We start from the raw sequence: 19,656 nt of genomic DNA, 5'->3' as shown, positions 1-19,656 counted from the left end.
GCTTCCGCCGGGGGTTTTTTCGACCCCCGCGGCCCCGGGGTGGGCCCGCCCCCCCCACCCGGGGTTTGGCTACTTGGGGGTTGTGGTGGCGTGCCGGCCCCCCCACCCCGCAACCACTCCCCGTGGCCCGCGGCCCGGCGCCCGTACGAGCTCCCGGCCGCGTCTCCCTCGCTGAGCACCTCACCGATATCGGGATCCAAGCACATGGATGTCCGAAATCTCCGACGCGCCGCCGACATGCCCGAACACGACCGGGTGACGCCATAAACAGGAGTCCCGACCCTTCACTCCTGGGAGACCCCGCATGACCATCGCCACCGCCAAACTCTCCGACCCGACCGTCCGCGCCGCCGTCACCGCGATCAACGCGGGCGACCAGGACGCCTTCCTGAACCTGCTCACCGCGGACGCGACGATGTCCGACGACGGCTCCGACCGCGACCTGCGGGACTGGATCGACCGTGAGATCTTCTCCAGCCGCGGCCACATGGACGTCCAGTCGGAATCGGACAGCGGGCGGTCGCTGATCGCCAACTACAGCAACGAGACCTGGGGCGAGATGCGCACCGTCTGGCGGTTCACCGTCGTCGGCGACCGGATCGGCCGCTTCGAGACCGGCCAGGCCTGACCGGCCCGGTCCACCGCACAGGCCGACGCGCGAAGCACACGCACGTGGCGCCGCCCGGCCCTACCGCAGGTGGTCCGCGGCGCCCCCGTCCAGGCACGCCCGCACCGCCCGGATCAGGCCCCGGGAACGGATGTCCCCCGTGACGCCGGGCTGCATGCCGTTGGTGACGTACCCGAAGCCGATGCCCAGGTCCGGGTCGGCGAAGCCCAGCGAACCGCCCCGGCCCGGGTGGCCGAAACTCGCCGGCGAGGCCATCGGGGACGTCGGGCCGTGCCGGAAGAAGCCCAGGCCGAAGGCGGAGTTCACGATCAGCACCCGGTCCGGCCCGCTGACCGCAGGACCGGCCGCCCGGGCCAGCAGCTCCGGCCCGAGCAGCGGCGGCGGCGCCGTGCCACCCCCCTGCCGGTCGGCGACACCGATCAGCGCGGCGTAGAACCGGGCCAGCGAGCGGGCGGTGCCGATGCCGCCCGCGCCGGGTATCTCGGCGGCCTGCACCACGGGGTCGTTGAGGTCCACCTCGGGCCGCACCGAGGCGAACGCCCGGGCGGTCAGCGAGGCCGGGTCCCGGTAGGCGTCCCGCACCGCCTGCTTGGGGCGCAGCCGCAGCCCGCTCGGGCCGGTCCTGCCGGCCTGCGGCGCGGGCAGGTCCACCAGCCGCCCGACCCGGTGCGCGGCGTCGGCCGGCAGTCCGATCCACAGGTCGAGGCCGAGCGGGCGGGCGATCTCCTCGGCGAAGTACCGGCCGACGGTCCGCCCGCTCGCCCGCCGCACCACCTCGCCGACCAGCCAGCCGAAGGTGTACGGGTGGTAGCCGTGCGCGGTGCCGGGCTCCCAGGCGGGCGCCTGGGCGGCGACGGCGGCCGCCGCCCGCTCCCAGCCGAGCACGTCGGCCAGGCCCAGCGGCACGTCCAGCGCGGGCACCCCGGCCTGGTGCGAGAGCAGCCAGCGCACCGGCACCCGCTCCTTGCCGGCCGCCTTGAACTCCGGCCAGTACTCGGCGACCGGCGCGTCCAGGTCGAGCTGCCCACGCTGGGCCAGCAGCAGCGCCGTGGTGGCGGTCAGGCCCTTGGTGACCGAGCGCAGCACCTGCGCGGTGCCGGCCGTCCACGGCACGGCCGGCGCGGGCCGCCCGCCGACCTCGGGCCTGGCGTCGCCGCCCCACAGGTCGACCACCTTGCGGCCGCGCACGTACAGCGCGAACGCCGCGCCGAGCTCGCCGTGCTCACGGAAGCCGCCCGCGAAGGCCGCCCTGACCGGCTCGAAGCCCTCGGCCGTCCCGCCCCGGATCTCCACCACCGCGTGCCGCCTCAACCCGTCGTTCCGTACTCGTGCCCGCGTTCGATCCGGGCCCGGAGAACCCTAACCTGTCCGTCATGACCAACCCTGCCGAAGAGCTGCTGGACGTCGTCGACGAGCACGACCGGGTGACCGGTACCGCCACGCGCGGGGAGGTGTACCGGCGGGGGCTGACCCACCGGTGCGTCTTCGTCCTGGTCCGCGACCCGGCCGGACGGCTCTTCGTCCACCGGCGCACCGACACCAAGATGTTCGCCCCCGGCGCGTACGACATGTTCGTCGGCGGGGTGGTCGGCGCGGGCGAGAGCTACCCGGGCGCGGCCGTCCGGGAGGCCGAGGAGGAACTGGGGGTCAGCGGGATCGAGCCGCGCCCGCTGTTCAAGTTCCTGTTCCGGCGGGACGGCCTCTCCTGGTGGTGCGACGTGTACGAGGCCCGGTGGAACGGCCCGGTCGCGCCGCAGGAGTCGGAGGTCGCCTGGCACGCCTGGCTGACCCCGCGGGAGCTGGACGCCCGGCTGGCCCGCGACGAGTTCGTCCCGGACGGCATCGAGGCGTACCGCCGCTACCTGGAGTTCCGCGCGACGCTTCCTCCAGCAGGGGCGTGATCCGGTGAACCGCACTCCCGTGCACGATCCTCCGCGCTCCTGGTCGCGCCCTGCCGACCGGCGGTTGGGGGTTCTAGGTTCGTGTCCGCACTGCCGTGACCACGGCAATGCCCGAGCGACCTGGGACGAGGGGATCTGATGGTGCGAATCAGCAGGGTGGTGCGAGTGGTGTCGGGGATGGCCCTGGCGGCCACGCTGAGCGGGCTGTTCCCGGCCTCCGCCGAGGCGACGGCCACCGGCTACCCGGACTGCGCGTCCGGACTGTTCTGCGCCTGGACCGGCGACAACGGGACCGGATCCAGGTGCGAGTGGCGGGTCGACGACGCGGACTGGTCCAACGGCCAGATCGTGTGCGGCTGGGCCGCCGGCACCCGGGTTCGGTCCGTCTACAACCACGGCGAGTCGGGTGCGCCCGTGTCCGCCTACACGGCCACCGACTGGGGCGGCACCAAGGTGTTCTGTCTGGCGAAGGACGCCAAGCTGAACCTCTCCGGGGCCGGCACCTACCTGCGCTCCCACAAGTGGGAGTGCTGACGCGGCACCAGGACCGCCCGCGCCGGTGCTCCGGGGGGGCGGAAGCGGAGGGCGGGCCGGATCCCCCTGACGGGGCCACTCCCCCGGTCCGGGCGTATCGGACCGCCCTGTTGGACGGTCCGATGCGCCCGGCTAGGGCGCGCGGCACGGGCCGGATAGGGTGGCGCGCATGGCTTCCCGAACGCCGTCGGCGTCGCCCACGTCCGCACGCCCCGACCGAAGCGGTGACGTCCACGGCCGCGGCCGGAGCGGCGACCGAGGCGCCGAACGGCCGCGTCGGCGGCTCAGCGTGGACGAGCGGCGCGAGCAGCTGATCGCCGTCGCGCTGGAGCTGTTCAGCCGCCGCCCGCCGGAGGAGGTGTCGATCGACGACATCGCGGCGGCGGCCGGCGCCTCCCGGCCGCTGGTCTACCACTACTTCCCCGGCAAACAGGCGCTGTACGAGGAGTCGCTGCGCCGGGCCGGACACGAGCTGGCGGGCCGTTTCGAGGAGCCGGCCGATGGCCCGCTGTCGGAGCGGCTGTACCGGGTGATGGGCCGCTACCTGGACTTCGTCCAGAGCCACGGCCCCGGCTTCGCGGCCCTGTTGCGCGGCGGCTCGGTGGCGGCCAGCCCGGGCACCTCGGCGGTGATCGACGAGGTCCGGCGGGCCGCGCACGATCAGATCCTGGCCCATCTGGCGATCCCGTCGCCGAGCCCCGGTCTGCGGCTGGCCGTCCGCGCCTGGATCGCCAACGCCGAGATCACCTCACTGGAGTGGCTGGCCGACCGCTCGGTGCCGCTGGAGGAGCTCCAACTCCACCTGGTGCAGGAGTTCGTGGCCGCCCTGACGCTGACCGCCGCCCGGGAGCCCGCGCTGGCCGCCGAACTCGCCGGGTTCTTCGCCGGGGAGCGCCCCGACGGCCCGACCGGGCGCCTGGTGCGCGACCTCGCCGCCCTGTTCGCCGCCCCCGGGATCGCGGACACCGTCGCCGCGCTGGCCTCCGGATCCGTCCCTCCGGCCGCCCTCTGACGGGCCCGGCCGCCCGGCCCCCCGGCGGCCGGTTCTGCCCCGGCGGCGGCCTCTGATAGGAATGTGCACGGATCTGCCGGCACCACCACACGTACACGCAGCAGAGCGGGGGCTCACCAGTTGACCCAGCACGGCCAGTTCAGTGCGGAGACCAGCCCCTTCGCAGCGGCGGAGCAGGTCTCCGCGACCCTCGGCACACTCACCGACGCGCTCCTCGACGAGCTCACCTCGCGCCACCCCGCGGCCTCGCTGACCGCCCTGCGCGCGGGCACACACCCCGAGGCCGAGGCGCTGTTCAACCTGCCGCTCGCGCCCAACGGCCCGGTGCACGCGGCCGTCGACCGGCTCGGCACCGTACTCACCGCCGGCACGGCCCGTCCCGGCAGCGGTACCCCGGTGGCCGAGCGGGTCACCGCCGGGCTGCTCGCCCGCTACGGCGGCGGAGCGGTCCGCGGCGCGGTGGCCGACCGGGGCACCACCTCGGCGGCGCTGTTCGAGCTGCCGGTGACCGGCGAGATCGCCGACCTGAAGCTGCGCCCGCCGTTCGCCGCCGCGCTGGCCGCGCTGGCATCCGGGCAGCAGACCCGGCAAGCGGTCGAACTGCCCACCGGCGCGGGCGCCGAGGTCCGGCTGGTGCTCCCGCCCGGCTTCCACCCGCTGACCGCCCCGGGCGGCCCGGCGGGCGTCTCCGCCCGGACGGTGCCGACCGGCCCGGCAGCGGGGAACGGTACGGATCCGGCCGCCGCCGCGGCAGCCGAGGAGCTGACGGCACATCTGGCCGAGACCGCCGAGGAGCTGTTCAGCGGTACCGGCCCGGCACCGCGCCGGGACTTCGCGGTGATCGCCGCCACCCTGGCGGACCTGGTCACCTCCTCGGGCGCGGTCTACGCGGGCGTGTCCGCGCTGGAGGCGAACGGCCGGGCGACCGACGCCACTCTGGTGGTCTCGCTGGCCCGCCACCCGCTGCCGATCACCGGCCTCGCCACCGAACTGGCCACCGTCCGCCGGCACGCCGAGGTCTGGACGGTGCTGCTGCCCGCCGGCCCGGCCGCCGTCCTGGTCGAGGCCCGCAGCATCCCGGTGCCCGGCCCGCTGGCCGCCGACGGACTGCGGCGCTGGGTGGTCACCTCGGTCGTGGAGGCGTTCGTCCCGCTGCCGGACGGCGTCTCGGTGCTCTGCGTCCAGCTGTCCACCGCCCAGCCGCAGGACTGGGAGCTGTACACCGAGGTCTTCGCCGAGCTGCTGAAGAGCGTGCAGTTCGGCTGGGACGGCGTGCCCGGCACGCTGCCCGCCCCCGCCGTCACCACCGCGCCCGCCGTGCCCGTCGAGGCCGCGCCACCCGCCGTCGAGCCCGCACCGTTCACCTACGCCGCCGCCCCCGACGCCCCCGACGAGGCCGCACCCGACAGCCCGTCCGGCGCCCTCTCGCCGGACGACACCACACCCGACGGCACCACACCCGATGCCTCCGCCCCGCTGCCGGCGCACCTGCGGGACACGACCGCCGACCCCGCGCCCGCCGAACGACCGCAGGACGAGCCGCCCAAGGGCACCCCCGTCATGATCCCGCCGCCGGACTTCAACCCCTTCGCCCCGCAGGACCTCCCGCCCCCCGCCCCGGCCGAGACCGTCCCGGCCGCCGTCCACACCGCCGACCCGTTCGGCACGGTGACGGCCGACCAGCCGGCCGACCCGTTCGGCACCACCATCCCGCGGCAGCCCGCGCCCGTCCCGCCGCCGCCCTCGGCCCCGCCGACCGTCTCCGCCCAGGGCGCTGACACCCCGGACGACCCGGAGCGCAAGCCGAAGGGCACGCCGGTGATGATCCCGCCGCCGGACTTCAACCCCTTCGCCCCGCAGGACCTCCCCTCCCCCGCCCCGGCCGAGACCGCCCCGGCCGCCGCACCGGAGACCAGCCCCTTCGGCTGAGGCCCAGGCCGAAACCGAGGCCGAGGCCGAACGCCAGGCCCAACCGCGCCCCGGTGGCCGTCCCGTCCCCAGACGGGACGGCCACCGCGCCGTTGCCAGAAGCCCCCACCCCCATTCCCTCCGCACCGAAGCCACACCGAACAGCCAACCGGCCCAAGGCTGTTGACAAAGCCCCAGGTCAACCAAGGCCCGCCGCAGGGCTCTGCCATGCACACGGCCGCCAACTGGTACAGACCTATTGCCAGTTGACGAAGGGCTCTTTACCCTCGGTAAGCACAGGACCCTCCGTGGCACCCCGACGGCCCGAGGTCTCCCGTTCCGCGCCACCCCACGGCCGGAGCTCCCGCACGCTGCTCCACGCACCTGACACCTCCCCACAGGTAACGGGGCGACCCGGCATGCCCGGAGGCCCCAGGACAGGAGCCATCTTCATGCAACGACGTCGGATCAAACTGCCGCTGCTCGCGGCCGGGACTTTGCTCGTCCCACTACTCGCCGTCTCACTGCCCGCCACCACCGCCGCCGCGGGCCCCGCCACCGCCGCGGGCTCCGCCACGGCGACGTTCACCAAGGGCAGCGACTGGGGCGCCGGCTACGAGGGCAGCTACACCATCGCCAACGGTTCCAGCGCGCCGGTCAACGGCTGGACCCTGGAGTTCGACCTGCCGACCGCCAACACGCTGGCCTCGCTGTGGAACGCCACCTACACCACCTCCGGCTCCCACGTCACGGTCAAGAACCCCAGCTGGGCCGGCAGCCTGCCGCCCGGCGGCTCGTACAACCTCGGCTTCAACGTCTCCTACTCGGGCACCTACGCGCCGCTGCTGAACTGCAAGCTGAACGGCCAGCCGTGTGACGGCACGGGCGGGGACCAGACCGCGCCGAGCGTTCCCGGCGGCCTCCAGTCCACCGGTTCCACCCAGACCACGGCCGATCTGTCCTGGACGGCGAGCACCGACAACGTCGCCGTCACCGGTTACGACGTGTTCCAGAACGGCGCCAAGGTGGCGACCACCGACGGCAGCACCACCGCCGTCACGGTCAAGGGCCTGACCGCCGGCACCACCTACCAGTTCACCGTGCAGGCCTTCGACGCGGCGGGCAACCGCTCGGCCGCCGCCGGTCCGCTGAGCGTCACGACCAAGCCGCCCACCGACCCGGACAGGCAGGCGCCGACCACCCCCGGCACCCCGACCGTCACCGGCTCGGACGCCAACAGCATCTCCCTGGCGTGGGCCCCCAGCACCGACAACGTCGCCGTCACCGCCTACGACGTCTACAACGGCACCGCGCTCGCCGCGACCGTCACCGACCCCGCCGCCACCGTCGGCAACCTGGCCCCGGACACCTCGTACACCTTCACGGTGAAGGCCCGCGACGCGGCCGGAAACGTCTCCACCGCCTCCGGCCCGGTGACCGGCAAGACCAAGCCGGGCGGCACCAACCCGGGCGCGCTGAAGATCGGCTACTTCACCCAGTGGTCCATCTACGCCCGCGGCTACAGCGTGAAGAAGCTGGACACCTCGGGCTCGGCCGGCCGCCTCACCACGCTCAACTACGCCTTCGCCAACATCCACCCGACCACCAAGCAGTGCTTCATCACCAACAAGGCGGCCGGCAACGACTCCGACCCCAACGCGGGCGACGGCGCCGGTGACGCCTGGGCCGACTTCGGCAAGGGCTGGGACGCCGGCAGCTCGGTGGCGGGCACCACGGACACCTGGGACCAGCCGCTGGCCGGCAACTTCAACCAGCTGAAGCAGCTCAAGGCCAAGTACCCCAACCTCAAGATCCAGATCTCGATCGGCGGCTGGTCGTACAGCAAGTGGTTCTCCGACGCGGCGGCCACCGACGCCTCCCGCAAGGCGCTGGTCAGCTCCTGCATCGACATGTACATCAAGGGGAACCTGCCGGTCATCGACGGCCGCGGCGGCGCGGGCAGCGCGGCCAACATCTTCGACGGCATCGACCTCGACTGGGAGTGGCCGAACTCCGACGGGCACCTCGGCAACATCTACAAGCCCGCCGACAAGGCCAACTACACCCTGCTGGCCCAGGAGTTCCGCCGTCAGCTGGACGCGCTCGGCACCACCACCGGCAAGCACTACACGCTGAGCGCCTTCCTCCCGGCCGACCCGGCGAAGATCACCGCGGGCATCGACGTCCCGGGCCTGTTCGGCGCCTTCGACTTCGCCACCATCCAGGGCTACGACTACCACGGCGGCTGGGAGATGAGCACCAACCAGCAGTCCGCGATCAAGCTCGCGGCCGGCGACCCGAGTACCCCGGACCGCCAGTTCAGCTCCGAGATCGCGATCAACGCCTACGTCAACGGCGGCGCCCCGAAGAGCAAGCTGACCCTGGGCATCCCGTTCTACGGACGCGGCTGGACGGGCGTGCCGCGCGGCACCACCAACGGCCTCTTCCAGAGCGCGACCGGCCCCGCGCCGGGCAGCTACGAGGCCGGGTTCGAGGACTACCACAAGCTCAAGGACCTGGCCACGAGCGGCGGTTACACCCTCTACCGGGATCCGGTGGCCGGTTTCTCGTACCTCTACAACGGGACGGTGTTCTACACCTACGACGACCCGACCGAGATCGCCCGCAAGACCGCCTGGATCAAGTCCCAGGGGCTGGCCGGCGCGATGGTCTGGTCCTTCGACGGTGACACCGCCGGCGGCGAGCTGATGGCCGCCGTGGACAACGGCCTGAAGTAACCCGGCTGTCGCCGCACCTGCCCGCCGCCCGCTCAGCCGGCGCGGCGGGCCAGGTGCACCACGTCCGGCACGCCCCGGGCGACCGGGATCTCGTGCGTGACCACGTCCGCGAAGCCGGCCGCGCGCAGCGCCTCCTCGAAGGCCGGGGAGGGCTGCGCGCTCCAGACCGCCAGCACCCCGCCCGGCCGCAACCGGTGCCGGAGCACGGCCAGCCCGTCCGCGCCGTACAGCCCGGCGTTGGAGTCGGTCACCGTCCAGTCCGGGCCGTTGTCGATGTCCAGGCAGAGCGCGTGGTACCGCTCGCCGTCCGCCGCGGCCAGGTACTCCAGCAGATCGGTGTGGAGCACCGCGACCCGCTCGTCGTCCAGCGCGCCGGCCGAGAAGGCCGCCAGCGGCCCGGTGCGGTGCCAGTCGATGATCGCGTCCTCCCGCTCGACGATGGCGATCCGGCCCCAGCGCGGCTCGGCCGCCGCGTACGCCAGCGAGAAGCCCACCCCGAGCCCGCCGATGAGCACCGACGGCCGCTCCACCGCGGCACCGGTGCGGTCGAGCTCGTCCAGCGCCGCCTGGATCAGCAGCCGCTCCGAACGCCCGTCGGCGGTGTCCATCAGGAAGCAGCCGTTGGCGATGATCTCGAAGTGCCGACCGCGCTGCCGCAGTACCACCTCGCCGAACGGGCCCTCCCGCCGGTCGAGCGTGACGACGGCGTCGTAACCGTCCCGTTCGGGCAGTGCGGTGGACATGCGGCGTTCCTCGAAGCTCGGTTCCGGGCTCGGGCTCTCTCGCCGAGCGAGTACCCGCCCGACAATAGCGGAGCCCCCGCGTCCCTCGCTCACGTCGTGACCAGCACCCCCGCGTAGGAGATCCCCGCGATCATCACCCACGAGGCGAGGCCCAGCAGAACGATCCGCCCGCCGGTACGCACCAGGCTGGGCAGGTGCACGGCACTGCCGAGGCCGAACAGGGCGGCGGCCAGCAGCAGTTCCTGGGCGTCGCCGGCCAGCGTGAGCGCGCGCTCGGGCAGGACACCGGTGCTGCGCAGCGCGATCATCCCGAGGAAGCCTGCCACGAACAGCGGCACGATCGGCGGGCGCCCGGCCCGCCCGCCCGCCGCTCCCCCGTCCGACCCGTCCGACCCGTCCGACCCGGCAGCGCGGGCCCGGTGCGCGCGCCGCACCGCGACGGCGACTCCGGCGACCAGCGGCGCCAGCAGCACCACCCGCATCAGCTTGACCAGTACGGCCTCGCGCAGCGCACCCGCCCCACCGGTCTGCGCGGTGGCGACCACCTGGCCGACGTCGTGCACGCTGGCGCCGACCCACCGCCCGAAGTCGGCCTCACCGAGCCCGAGCGGGTGCTGGAGCAGCGGAAGGACGGCGATGGCGAGGGTCCCGCAGAGGGTGACCAGGGCGACCGACGCGGCGACGTCCTCCTCCTCGCTGCCGGCGGCCTGGCTGACCGCGCCGATCGCCGACGCCCCGCAGATCGAGTACCCGGTGGCGACCAGCAGCGGCTGGTCGCCGGGCAGGCCGAGCCGGCGCCCGAGCCAGCAGGTGCCGGCGAAGGTCACGGAGACCACGGCGAGCACCATGCCGACGGTGGCCCAGCCGAGGCCGAGCACGTCGTCCAGGCCGAGCTTGAGGCCGAGCAGCACGATGCCGATCCGCATCAGCCGCCGCCCGGCGGTGGACAGTCCGGGCCTGGCCACCCCCCGGACCACCGGCCGCAGCCCGGGCAGGTGGGCCGCCGCGATCCCGAGTACGACGGCGGCGGTCAGCTTGGGCACGGCGGGGACGGCCTGGTGGACGGCGATCGCGGCGGCCACCCCGAGCGCCGCGAGCAGCAGGCCGGGGGCGTCCCCGCCGAGCGGGGGCAGCAGACGGGTGCGGGTGTGCCGCTCCCGGACGGTCAGTGCCACCGCGCGCTCACCGTCGCCCGTCGGCGGGCAGCCGGTAGACCCGCCGGATGCTGGTGCCGAGCCGGGATATGTCGGCGCCGTACACATGGATCGAGATGGCGGTGGAACCGCAGGCGTTGCGGACCAGATGGATGTCACCGGGCGGGGCGAAGGCGGCGACGCTGCCGACCGGGCCGACCACGTGCTCGGTCTCCACGAGGTGGGCGGTGCGCCCGTCGGAGACCAGCCGGTACCGGGTCTCGCTCTCCTGGCCCTGGTGGACGCCGGCCACGCACCAGGAGACGTGGTCGTGGATCGGGGTTTCCTGGCCGGGCAGCCAGACCAGGGCCACGACGGAGAAGCCGCCGTCGGGCTCGGCGTGCAGGACGTGCTGACGGTAGCGGTCCGGGTCGCCCTCGCGCTGGCCAGCGGTGAGCAGCGCGTCGGCGCCGTCAGGGCCGGCGAGCAGGTGCGGGGCGAGTCGTTCGCCGACCAGGTAGGCGGTGAGTTCCGGAGGCAGGCCGCGGTCCACGACGGCGCGGATCTCGCCGATCAGGGCGGCCATACGCTCGGTGAGCCGGTCACTGCCGACCGTGGCTGAGGGTGTCATGCCAGCAGGTTCGACCCGGCCGACCTATCACGTCCAACGAGGGTTTCTTCAGGGTTACCCAACGCGGGCTTATGGGTTCAGCAGCCGACCCTGGCCGCGGCGGCCGACCGCAACTGGTCCAGCACCAGCGCGGTGGCGGGGATCCGGCGGTGGTCGCGCAGCACGTACGCGCTGACCTGGCGGCGCAGGTGCGGTTCGACGGCCCGGCCGGTGACCTTGCGGTGGCACATGAAGGAGAGCACCAGCGCGGGCATCAGCGCGATGCCGACCCCGGCGGCGACCAGGCTCTGCACGGCGAGGTTGTCGTCGGTGGAGAAGACGATGTCCGGGGCGAAGCCCTCCTCCGCGCAGACGTGCAGCAGGTTGGCCCGGCAACGCGGGCAGCCGGCGATCCAGCGCTCGCCGTCGAGGTCCGCCAGCCGGACGGCGTGCCGGCGGCCGAGCGGGTGGCCGACCGGCAGCAGGACCGTGAGCAGGTCCTCCATCAGCGGTATCTCGTCCAGGCCGTCCGGCAGTTCGGCGGCCACGCCCGGGTAGCGGAAGGCCAGCGCGATGTCGCACTCGCCGCGCAGCAGCCGCTGGACGGAGTCCGGCGGCTCGGCCTCCAGCAGTTCGACCCGGACCCCGGGGTGTTCGGCGAGCAGCCTGGCCATCGCCTCGGGTATCAGGGTGGCGTTGGCGCTGGGGAAGGCGCAGACCCGGACGCGCCCGGCGCGCAGCCGGGCGAGCGCGGCGAGCTGCTGCTGGGCGGCGGAGAGGCTGCCGAGGATCACCTCGGCGTGCCGGGAGAGCGCCTCGCCCGCCTCGGTGAGCCGCAGCCCCCGCCCGGCCCGGGTGAACAGCGGTACGCCGACGGTGCGTTCGAGGGCCTTCATCTGCTGGGTGATGGCCGGCTGGGTGTAGCCGAGTTCGCGGGCGGCCGCCGAGTAGGAACCGGCCCGGACGACCTCGTGGAAGGTCCTGATGTGGCGTGAGTCGAACACCGGCTCCACCGCCCTCCGACCGCCCGTCCGCTGTTCCCCGCCCGGGTAATCATAAGCAGACTTTGGAGGTCATTGGCATAACCCCATCCGTACCTATGGTCCAGGAGCGAACCGTCTCCCCCACCGCTCCCGGCTACTGCTGCACCGACGGCGGCAGCCCCATCGCCACCTCCGCCCTGGCCACCGGCGGGCCGCCGCGCATGCTGGGGCGGCGTCGGCCGCGGCGCTCGACCAGGTGCGCCAGCCAGGAGAGCAGCAGACACATCCCGATGTAGATCGGCGCGATCACCATCACCACCGGGATGAAGGGCAGATCGTAGTCCAGGTTGGTGGCGATCAGCTTGCCCGCGTGCAGGAACTCCTCATAGGTGATCAGGAACCCCAGCGAGGTGTCCTTGAGCGCGACCACCAGCTGGCTGATGATGGCCGGCAGCATCGCCCGGTTGGCCTGTGGCACCAGCACGTACGTCATCACCTGGGTCTTGCGCATCCCGAGCGCGAACGCCGCCTCCCGCTGCCCCTTGGGCACCGCCAGCACACCGGCCCGGAACACCTCGGCGAGCACCGAACCGTTGTAGAGCACCAGCCCGGCCACCAGCGCCCAGAGTGGCTGCACCTTGAGCGCGACGAAGATGAAGAAGATCATCACCAGCAGCGGCATGGCCCGGAAGAACTCGACCACCAGCGTGGAGAGCCGGCGCACCACCCGGTGGTCGGAGAGCCGCCCGGCCGCGAACAGCGCGCCGAACGGCAGCGCGAACAGCACCGTCCAGCCGAAGGCCTTCAGCGTGTTCCCGAGCCCGCGCAGCAGCAGCTCCTGGACGCCCTGGTACTCGAAGGCCATCCACTTCCGGTAGGTGAACTGGTGGGTGTGGAACAGCATGTAGACGATCCACCCGATCAGCGCCAGGATGACCAGCAGCGCGATCACGCCGTACAGCCGGTGCCGGGCGATCGCCCGTGGGCCCGGAATGTCGTACAGCGCCGAGGATTGAACGGTCATCGCGACACCGCCACTCGTCGTTCCAGCAGATTGAAGACGGCGCTGATAGCCAGGGTGATGATCAGATAGCCGACAGCGATCCAGACGAAGGTCCAGACGATGCTGTAGCCCAGCTCGTTGATGGTCCGATAGGTGCCGAGCAGCTCGGTCACGCTGAACGAGCCGGCGATCGCGGTGTTCTTGGCCAGCGCGATCATGACGCTGCCGATCGGCGCGACCACCGACCGGTACGCCTGGGGCAGCACCACCAGCCCCATCGTCTGGCCGAAGGTCATCCCCAGGCTGCGCGCCGCCTCGCCCTGCCCGGAGGGCACGGTGTTGACGCCCGAGCGCATCGCCTCGCAGACGAACGCCGAGGTGTAGCAACCGAGCGCGAGCACCGCGAAGGTGAAGAACGGCAGGGTGATGTCGAACCGCGGCAGGCCCAGCACCACGATGAAGAACAGCAGCGTCAGGGGCGTGTTGCGCAGCAGGGTCACCCAGCCGGTGCCGAAGATCCGCAGCGGCTTCACCGGCGAGACCCGGAAGCTCGCGATCAGCACGCCGAGCACCAGCGACAGCACGGCGCTCACCGCGAACAGCGAAAGGGTGCCGAGGAAGCCGTTCCAGTAGATCGACCAGTTGTCGGTCAGCGTCTTCACAGCGCGGGCCCTCTCAGTACCGGTCGATCGGCGGCGGGGTGGGCGCGGGCGCGCCGGAGAGGCCGAGGGTGGCCTCGAAGGCCCGTTTCCAGTCGCCGTTCTCCTCGTGCTGGACGAGGGCGTCATTCAGCGCGTCGCGCAGCACGGTGTCGTTCTTCGGGGTCCCGATCCCGTACGGCTCCTGGGAGAACAGCGGGCCGACCACCTTGAGCTCGTCCGGCACCTTGGCCGCGTAGCCCAGCAGGATGCTGTTGTCCGTGGTGACGGCGTCCACCTGGCCGGTGATCAGGTTGTCCACACAGGCCGAGTAGGTGTCGTAGCCGATCAGCTTGGCCTTCGGGTACTGCTGCTGGATCCGCTGGTACGGGGTGGATCCCGCCGCCGAGCAGACCTTCTTGCCGTTCAGGTCCTCCGGACCGTGGATGCTGTTGTCCTTCTTGCGCACCAGCAGCGACTGTCCGGCCATGAAGTACGGCCCGGCGAAGCCGACCAGCTTCTTGCGGTTGTCGTTGATGGTGTAGGTGCCGACGTAGAAGTCCACCTGACCGTTCTGCAGCGCGGTCTCGCGGTTGGCCGAGGCGATGGTCTTGAACTCGATCCGGTCCGGGGCGAACCCGAGGTAGGCACCGACCATCTTGGCGATCTCGATGTCGAAGCCGGAGTACTCCCCGGTGGCCGGGTTCTTCTCGCCGAGGTAGGGCTGGTCCTCCTTGGCGCCGACCACCAGGTGGCCGCGGCTGCGCGCGGCGTCCAGGGTGGGCGAGCCGGTGATGTCAGCGGCGTTCCGCACCTGGTAGCTGGGCAGGGCACCGGCCTGCGGGCCCTTGGGCGGCGGGGTGCCCGGCTTGCCGCAGCCGGTGAGCAGCAGGGCCAGCGCGGCGACGGCGAGCAGCCGTGCGGCGGTCATCTCCCTCATGGCGCCGCCTCAGTGCTTCAGGATCTTGGACAGGAAGTCCCGGGCGCGCGCGCTCTCGGGAGCGCTGAAGAAGGCCTCGGGGGCGCGGTCCTCGACGATCCGCCCGTCGGCCATGAAGACCACCCGGTTGGCGGAGGCGCGGGCGAATCCCATCTCGTGGGTGACCACCACCATGGTCATGCCCTCGTTCGCGAGCCGGCGCATCACGTCCAGCACCTCGTTGATCATCTCGGGGTCGAGGGCCGAGGTGGGCTCGTCGAAGAGCAGCGCCTTGGGCTCCATGGCGAGGGCCCGGGCGATGGCGACCCGCTGCTGCTGGCCGCCGGAGAGCTGCGCCGGGTACTTGTCCGCCTGCGAGGCCAGACCGACCCGCTCCAGCAGCGCCCGGGACTTGGCGTCGGCCTCCGTCCGGGAGCGGCCCCGGACCTTGATCTGGGCCAGCGAGACGTTCTGCAGCACGGTCTTGTGCGCGAACAGGTTGAAGGACTGGAATACCATTCCCACCTCGGCGCGCAGCCGGGCCAGGCCCTTGCCCTCCTCGGGCAGCGCCTGCCCGTCGATCACGATGGTGCCGGCCTCGATCGGCTCCAGCCGGTTGATCGCCCGGCAGAGTGTGGACTTGCCGGAGCCGGACGGGCCGATCACCACCACGACCTCCCCGCGCCCGACCGTCAGTTCGATGTCCTGCAGGACGTGCAGGTCCCCGAAGTGCTTGTTGACGCCGCGCAGCTCGATCAGCGGCGTGAAGCCGGAGGCCCCGGGGGCGGTGGTCACTTGCCGCGCCGGCCCTTCAGCAGCCAGCCCAGTGCGCCGCCGGCGAGCAGGGTGGCCAGCAGGGCGATCCAGAGCGGCGCGGTGACGGTGAGTACCCAGAACTGGATCTTCACCTTGTCGAGGTTGGCGAACAGGAACCACACCGCCAGGACGACGATGACGCCGATCCCGATGTACCGGGTGGGGATTCCCGCGATTTCGCTGCGCTTGGAACCGGACGAGCCGTCTGAAATCTTGGTCACCCGCGCAGTCTGCTGGCCGCGAACCCGATTTGTCCGGTTACGCGCCCAGGAGTAACCCACACGGGGCAATCTCACCCCGTGCGGGTTTACCTTCGCTCACCAGCTGTAGTCGATCATGACCGTTCGCGTCATCGCTCGTCGCGCCAGGAGCGCCAGAGCGCCGCGTACGGACCACCGGCCGCCACCAGCTCCGGGTGGCTGCCGTACTCACTGATCCGCCCGCCCTCGACCACGGCGATCACGTCCGCGTCGTGCGCGGTGTGCAGCCGGTGGGCGATGGCGATCACCGTCCGGCCCTCCAGCACCCGGGAGAGCGAGCGCTCCAGGTGCCGGGCGGCCCGCGGGTCCAGCAGCGAGGTGGCCTCGTCCAGCACCAGGGTGTGCGGATCGGCCAGCACCAGCCGGGCCAGGGCCAGCTGCTGCGCCTGCGGCGGGGTCAGCGCGGTGGCGCCCGAACCGACCTCGGTGTCCAGGCCCTCCGGCAGCGCGTCCACCCAGTCACCGGCCTCCACCGCGTCCAGCGCGGCGCGCAGCTCGGTGTCGTCGGCCTCCGGCACGGCCAGCCGCAGGTTGTCCCGCAGGGTGCCGACGAAGACGTGGTGCTCCTGGTTGACCAGCGCGACCTGTGCCCGGACCCGCTCGGCCGGCATCCTCGCCAGCGCCGCCCCGCCGAGCGTGACACTGCCCCGGCCGGGCGCGTAGATCCCGGCCAGCAGCCGGCCCAGGGTGGACTTGCCCGCGCCGGACGGCCCGACCAGCGCCACCCGGCTTCCCGGGGCGACGTCCAGGCTGATGCCGTGCAGCACGTCGGCGCCCTCGCGGTAGCCGAACCGGACATCCGTCGCCCGGACCTGCCGGCCGTCCGGAAGCGCGTCCTCGTCGCTCTCGTGCTCGGGTACCTCGCGCACCCCGACCAGCCGGGCCAGCGAGGCCTGCCCGATCTGCAGCTCGTCGTACCAGCGCAGGATCAGGTCGACCGGGGCGACGAGCGCCTGGGCGTACAGCACGCCGGTGGTCAGCTGGCCGACGGTGATCCAGCCCCGCAGGGTGAACAGCCCGCCGAGGACCAGGGTCCCGAGCACGGCCAGGGCGTAGACCGCGTCGATGGTCGGGAACCAGACCGACCGCAGCCAGAGGGTGTACCGCTCCCAGGCGAGCCACTCGCCGAGCTTGCGGTCGGTCAGCCGGACCCTCTGGTCGCCGAGGCGCAGCGCCTCGACCGTCCGCCCGGCGTCCACCGTCTCGGCCAGCACGGTGTTCACCGCGGCGTAGCCGGCCGACTCGTTCCGGTAGGACTGCGGGGCCCGCCGGAAGTACCAGCGGGAGCTGGCGAGCAGCAGCGGCAGGCCGATCAGCGAGGTGAGCGCGAGCAGCGGCGAGGTGATCACCAGCGCGCCCAGCACCAGCAGCAGCGAGACCACGGCGACGGCCAGCTCGGGCGCCGCCTCGCGGACCGATTTGTCCAGCCGGTCGATGTCGGTGGTGCCCCGGGAGACGAGGTCCCCGGTACCGGCCCGCTCCAGCACGCCGGTGGGCAGCGCGACCGAGCGGACCAGGAAGTCCTCGCGCAGGTCGGCCAGGACGCGCTCGCCGAGGATGCTGCCGCGCATCCGGGACCACCAGGTGAAGGCGGACTGCACCACCAGCGCCAGCAGGTACCAGCCGACGGCGGCCGCGACGGCGGTCTCGGCGGTATCGGTGGCCAGTGACTCGACCAGGGTGCCGAGGACCCAGGGCCCGACCAGCCCGGCCACGGTGGCCACCGAGTGCAGCGCCACCACGGACGAGAAGCCGGCCCGGTGACGCCGGGCGAGCAGCCGCAGGTAGGAGCGCACGGCGGCCGGGGAGCCGACCGGCAGCGTGGTGGCCGGCCCCTGCTCCTGATGGGCGGGGGGCTTCATACGGTGCTCCTCTGTTCTCCGGCCGGGCGGTCGCGGTGGGCCGGACGTTCGCCGCGGGCAGGGCGGGCCAGGTGGGTGGGGCAAGCCGGACGGGCCGGGGGGCGGACGACGGTCATGCGCCCTCCCCGACGGCGGCCGGTTCCTCGTCGCGGGTGACCACGGCCCGGTAGCCGGGCTCGGTGTGCATCAGCTCGCGATGGCGGCCGGCCGCGACGGCCCGGCCGTCCAGCACCAGCACCACCCGGTCGGCCTGGTCGAGCAGCAGCGGACTGGTCGCGAAGACCACGGTGGTGCGGCCCTCCCGGTGCCTGCGCAGCCCGGCGGCGATCCGCGACTCCGTGTGGGCGTCGACCGCGCTGGTGGGCTCGTCCAGGACGAGGACCGGCGGGTCGGCCAGCAGCGAGCGGGCGAGCGCCAGCCGCTGACGCTGGCCGCCGGAGAGCGAGCGGCCGCGCTCGGTGATCCGCGCCCGCATCGCGTCCCCCGCGCAGTCCGGCGAGCCGTCCACCAGGGCGTCCAGGACATCGTCGGCACGGGCGGCGGCGAGCGCGTCGGCCGGCGCGACCCGGCCCGAGGCGGGGATGTCGAACAGCCCGGCCAGAGTGCCGGAGAGCAGCACCGGCTCCTTGTCGTGGACCAGCACCGCCGCCCGGGCCTCGGTCAGCGGGACGGTGTCCAGCTCGGTGCCACCGAGCCGGACGGAGGGCTGCGGCTGCTCGCCGTCGGCGAGCGGGACGTGTCCGCCGAGCCGCTCGGCGAGTGCGCCGGCGAAGTCCGGGTCGCCGCAGACCACGGCGGTCAGCTCGCCCGCGCGGGCGGTCAGGCCGGTCGCCGGGTCGTACAGGTCGGCCTGTCCGGGCCGGCTCAGCGCGGCCCCGGCCGTGCCGTCGGTGCGGCTGAGCGAGAGCACCCGGACGGCCCGGCCGGCCGAGACCCTGGCGACGCTCCAGGCGTGCGCGGCCTCGCCCAGGATGCGCAGCGGCGCGGCCAGGAAGGCGGTGGAGCCGTACACGGCGACCAGGGTGCCGATGGTGATCCGGCCGTCGGCGGCCAGGTGGGCGCCGTACCAGGTGACGCCGACCACGAACAGGCCCGGCAGCAGGACCTGCTGAGCCTGCATCAGGGACCGGACCCGGGCCGAGCGGACGGCGGCGGCGCGGACCTTCTGCGAGGCGGCCCGGTACCGGGCCAGGAACAGCTCCTCACCACCGATGCCGCGCAGCACCCGCAGCCCGGCGACGGTGTCGGCGGCCAGCTCGGTGGCCTTGCCGCCGAGCGCGCGCTGTTCGGAGTAGCGCCGTTCGAACGGGCCGAGCAGCGGCCAGACCGCGGCGGCCAGAACCGGTACACCGAGCAGGACGATGAGGCCGAGCAGTGGTTCGGCCACCAGCACGGCGCAGCCCACCGCCAGCCAGACGACCACCCCGGCGCGGAGCCGGGCGATCAGCTCGACATACCAGCCGATCTTCTCGACGTCCCCGCTGCCGACGGCCACGATCTCGCCCGTGGCGATCCGGCGGGACAACCCGGCGCCGAGGCCAGAGGCCTGACGGGCCACCAGCTGACGGACATGGGTGGCGGCGTGGATCCAGTTCCACACCGCCTGACGGTGCAGCAGCACCGCGCCGAGCGAGGCGACCGCGGCGAGGGCCAGGACGGCGGCCCCAGCCCGCCAGATCCCGGCGCCGTCGCCGTCGACGGCGGCCTGGACGCCCAGTCCGAGCGGTATCGGCAGGGCCGCCTGGCACCCCATCTCGAGCAGCGCCCAGCAGGTGGAGAGCACCTGCCCGCGCCGCTGGCTGCGCTGCAGCCAGCGCAGGAAGGCGAGCGGTGAAGAGAGATCGGGGCTGCCGGGATCAGCCAGCGGCAAGGTCTTGAGCGGCATGACGCTCCGTTGCGGGTGGTACGGGCGGGTGGCGCGGACGGCCGGTGGCGCGGCCCGGATCTCGGACCTCACGGCGCACCGGA

At 73.2% G+C, this 19,656-nt stretch carries 18 protein-coding genes; 6 read left to right on the top strand and 12 right to left on the bottom strand.

The annotated features are described in order from the left end of the window. The first annotated feature begins 304 nt into the window (after positions 1-304). Positions 305-628 carry a nuclear transport factor 2 family protein gene (locus tag ACIQIB_RS04485; protein ID WP_363611776.1) on the top strand — a complete coding sequence of 108 codons (324 nt, stop codon included), beginning with the start codon at positions 305-307 and terminating at the stop codon, positions 626-628. A 60-nt stretch (positions 629-688) separates the two neighbouring features. Here the strand turns inward: ACIQIB_RS04485 and ACIQIB_RS04480 are convergent, their stop codons facing one another. Continuing rightward, positions 689-1,939 (bottom strand): serine hydrolase domain-containing protein, encoded by a 1,251-nt coding sequence (locus ACIQIB_RS04480; protein ID WP_400756573.1) that lies wholly within the window; start codon positions 1,937-1,939, stop codon positions 689-691. A gap of 62 nt (positions 1,940-2,001) precedes the next feature. On the opposite strand from ACIQIB_RS04480, the gene ACIQIB_RS04475 reads away from it, so the two are divergent. From ACIQIB_RS04475 to ACIQIB_RS04455, 5 genes are all read left to right on the top strand, one after another. Continuing rightward, positions 2,002-2,529, top strand: a complete 528-nt coding sequence (locus tag ACIQIB_RS04475; protein WP_363611774.1) for an NUDIX domain-containing protein — start codon at positions 2,002-2,004, stop codon at positions 2,527-2,529. Positions 2,530-2,667: 138 nt separating this feature from the next. Then, a complete protein-coding gene (locus ACIQIB_RS04470) occupies positions 2,668-3,063 on the top strand; it encodes a peptidase inhibitor family I36 protein (protein ID WP_400756571.1) in 396 nt (131 codons plus the stop codon). A 169-nt stretch (positions 3,064-3,232) separates the two neighbouring features. Then, a complete protein-coding gene (locus ACIQIB_RS04465; protein WP_400756570.1) occupies positions 3,233-4,075 on the top strand; it encodes a TetR/AcrR family transcriptional regulator in 843 nt (280 codons plus the stop codon). Between the two features lie 120 nt (positions 4,076-4,195). Then, entirely contained in the window at positions 4,196-6,004 is a 1,809-nt protein-coding gene (locus ACIQIB_RS04460) for a hypothetical protein (protein ID WP_400756567.1), read from the top strand. A 431-nt stretch (positions 6,005-6,435) separates the two neighbouring features. Further along, positions 6,436-8,721, top strand: a complete 2,286-nt coding sequence (locus ACIQIB_RS04455; protein ID WP_400756565.1) for a glycosyl hydrolase family 18 protein — start codon at positions 6,436-6,438, stop codon at positions 8,719-8,721. Positions 8,722-8,753: 32 nt separating this feature from the next. Here the strand turns inward: ACIQIB_RS04455 and ACIQIB_RS04450 are convergent, their stop codons facing one another. From ACIQIB_RS04450 to ACIQIB_RS04400, 11 genes are all read right to left on the bottom strand, one after another. Continuing rightward, positions 8,754-9,464 carry a spermidine synthase gene (locus tag ACIQIB_RS04450; protein WP_400649225.1) on the bottom strand — a complete coding sequence of 237 codons (711 nt, stop codon included), beginning with the start codon at positions 9,462-9,464 and terminating at the stop codon, positions 8,754-8,756. 89 nt (positions 9,465-9,553) lie between these two features. Beyond that, positions 9,554-10,639, bottom strand: a complete 1,086-nt coding sequence (locus tag ACIQIB_RS04445; RefSeq protein ID WP_400756562.1) for a YeiH family protein — start codon at positions 10,637-10,639, stop codon at positions 9,554-9,556. Positions 10,640-10,646: 7 nt separating this feature from the next. Then, a complete protein-coding gene (locus ACIQIB_RS04440) occupies positions 10,647-11,228 on the bottom strand; it encodes a cysteine dioxygenase family protein (protein ID WP_363611762.1) in 582 nt (193 codons plus the stop codon). Positions 11,229-11,305: 77 nt separating this feature from the next. After that, a complete protein-coding gene (locus tag ACIQIB_RS04435) occupies positions 11,306-12,211 on the bottom strand; it encodes a LysR family transcriptional regulator (protein WP_363611760.1) in 906 nt (301 codons plus the stop codon). Between the two features lie 133 nt (positions 12,212-12,344). Then, positions 12,345-13,214: an amino acid ABC transporter permease gene (locus ACIQIB_RS04430; RefSeq protein WP_400756560.1), complete on the bottom strand. Its 870-nt coding sequence runs from the start codon at positions 13,212-13,214 to the stop codon at positions 12,345-12,347. Continuing rightward, on the bottom strand, positions 13,211-13,855 hold the full coding sequence (locus ACIQIB_RS04425; protein ID WP_363611756.1) for an amino acid ABC transporter permease: 645 nt from the start codon (positions 13,853-13,855) through the stop codon (positions 13,211-13,213). The genes ACIQIB_RS04430 and ACIQIB_RS04425 overlap by 4 nt, the downstream gene beginning before the upstream one ends. Before the next feature lie 13 nt (positions 13,856-13,868). After that, the gene (locus tag ACIQIB_RS04420) at positions 13,869-14,771 is read right to left on the bottom strand and encodes a glutamate ABC transporter substrate-binding protein (protein ID WP_363611754.1); all 903 of its coding nucleotides are present in this window, start codon (positions 14,769-14,771) and stop codon (positions 13,869-13,871) included. A gap of 9 nt (positions 14,772-14,780) precedes the next feature. After that, the gene (locus ACIQIB_RS04415; protein WP_363611796.1) at positions 14,781-15,509 is read right to left on the bottom strand and encodes an amino acid ABC transporter ATP-binding protein; all 729 of its coding nucleotides are present in this window, start codon (positions 15,507-15,509) and stop codon (positions 14,781-14,783) included. 32 nt (positions 15,510-15,541) lie between these two features. After that, positions 15,542-15,787 (bottom strand): LapA family protein, encoded by a 246-nt coding sequence (locus ACIQIB_RS04410; protein ID WP_363611752.1) that lies wholly within the window; start codon positions 15,785-15,787, stop codon positions 15,542-15,544. Between the two features lie 128 nt (positions 15,788-15,915). Next, positions 15,916-17,688, bottom strand: a complete 1,773-nt coding sequence (locus tag ACIQIB_RS04405) for an ABC transporter ATP-binding protein (protein ID WP_363611750.1) — start codon at positions 17,686-17,688, stop codon at positions 15,916-15,918. 112 nt (positions 17,689-17,800) lie between these two features. Beyond that, the gene (locus ACIQIB_RS04400; RefSeq protein ID WP_400756608.1) at positions 17,801-19,573 is read right to left on the bottom strand and encodes an ABC transporter transmembrane domain-containing protein; all 1,773 of its coding nucleotides are present in this window, start codon (positions 19,571-19,573) and stop codon (positions 17,801-17,803) included. Positions 19,574-19,656 lie beyond the last annotated feature (83 nt).

This window comes from Kitasatospora sp. NPDC092286 (assembly GCF_044755565.1).
Taxonomy (GTDB): Bacteria; Actinomycetota; Actinomycetes; order Streptomycetales; family Streptomycetaceae; genus Kitasatospora.
This window is presented reverse-complemented; position numbering and strand designations above follow the sequence as displayed.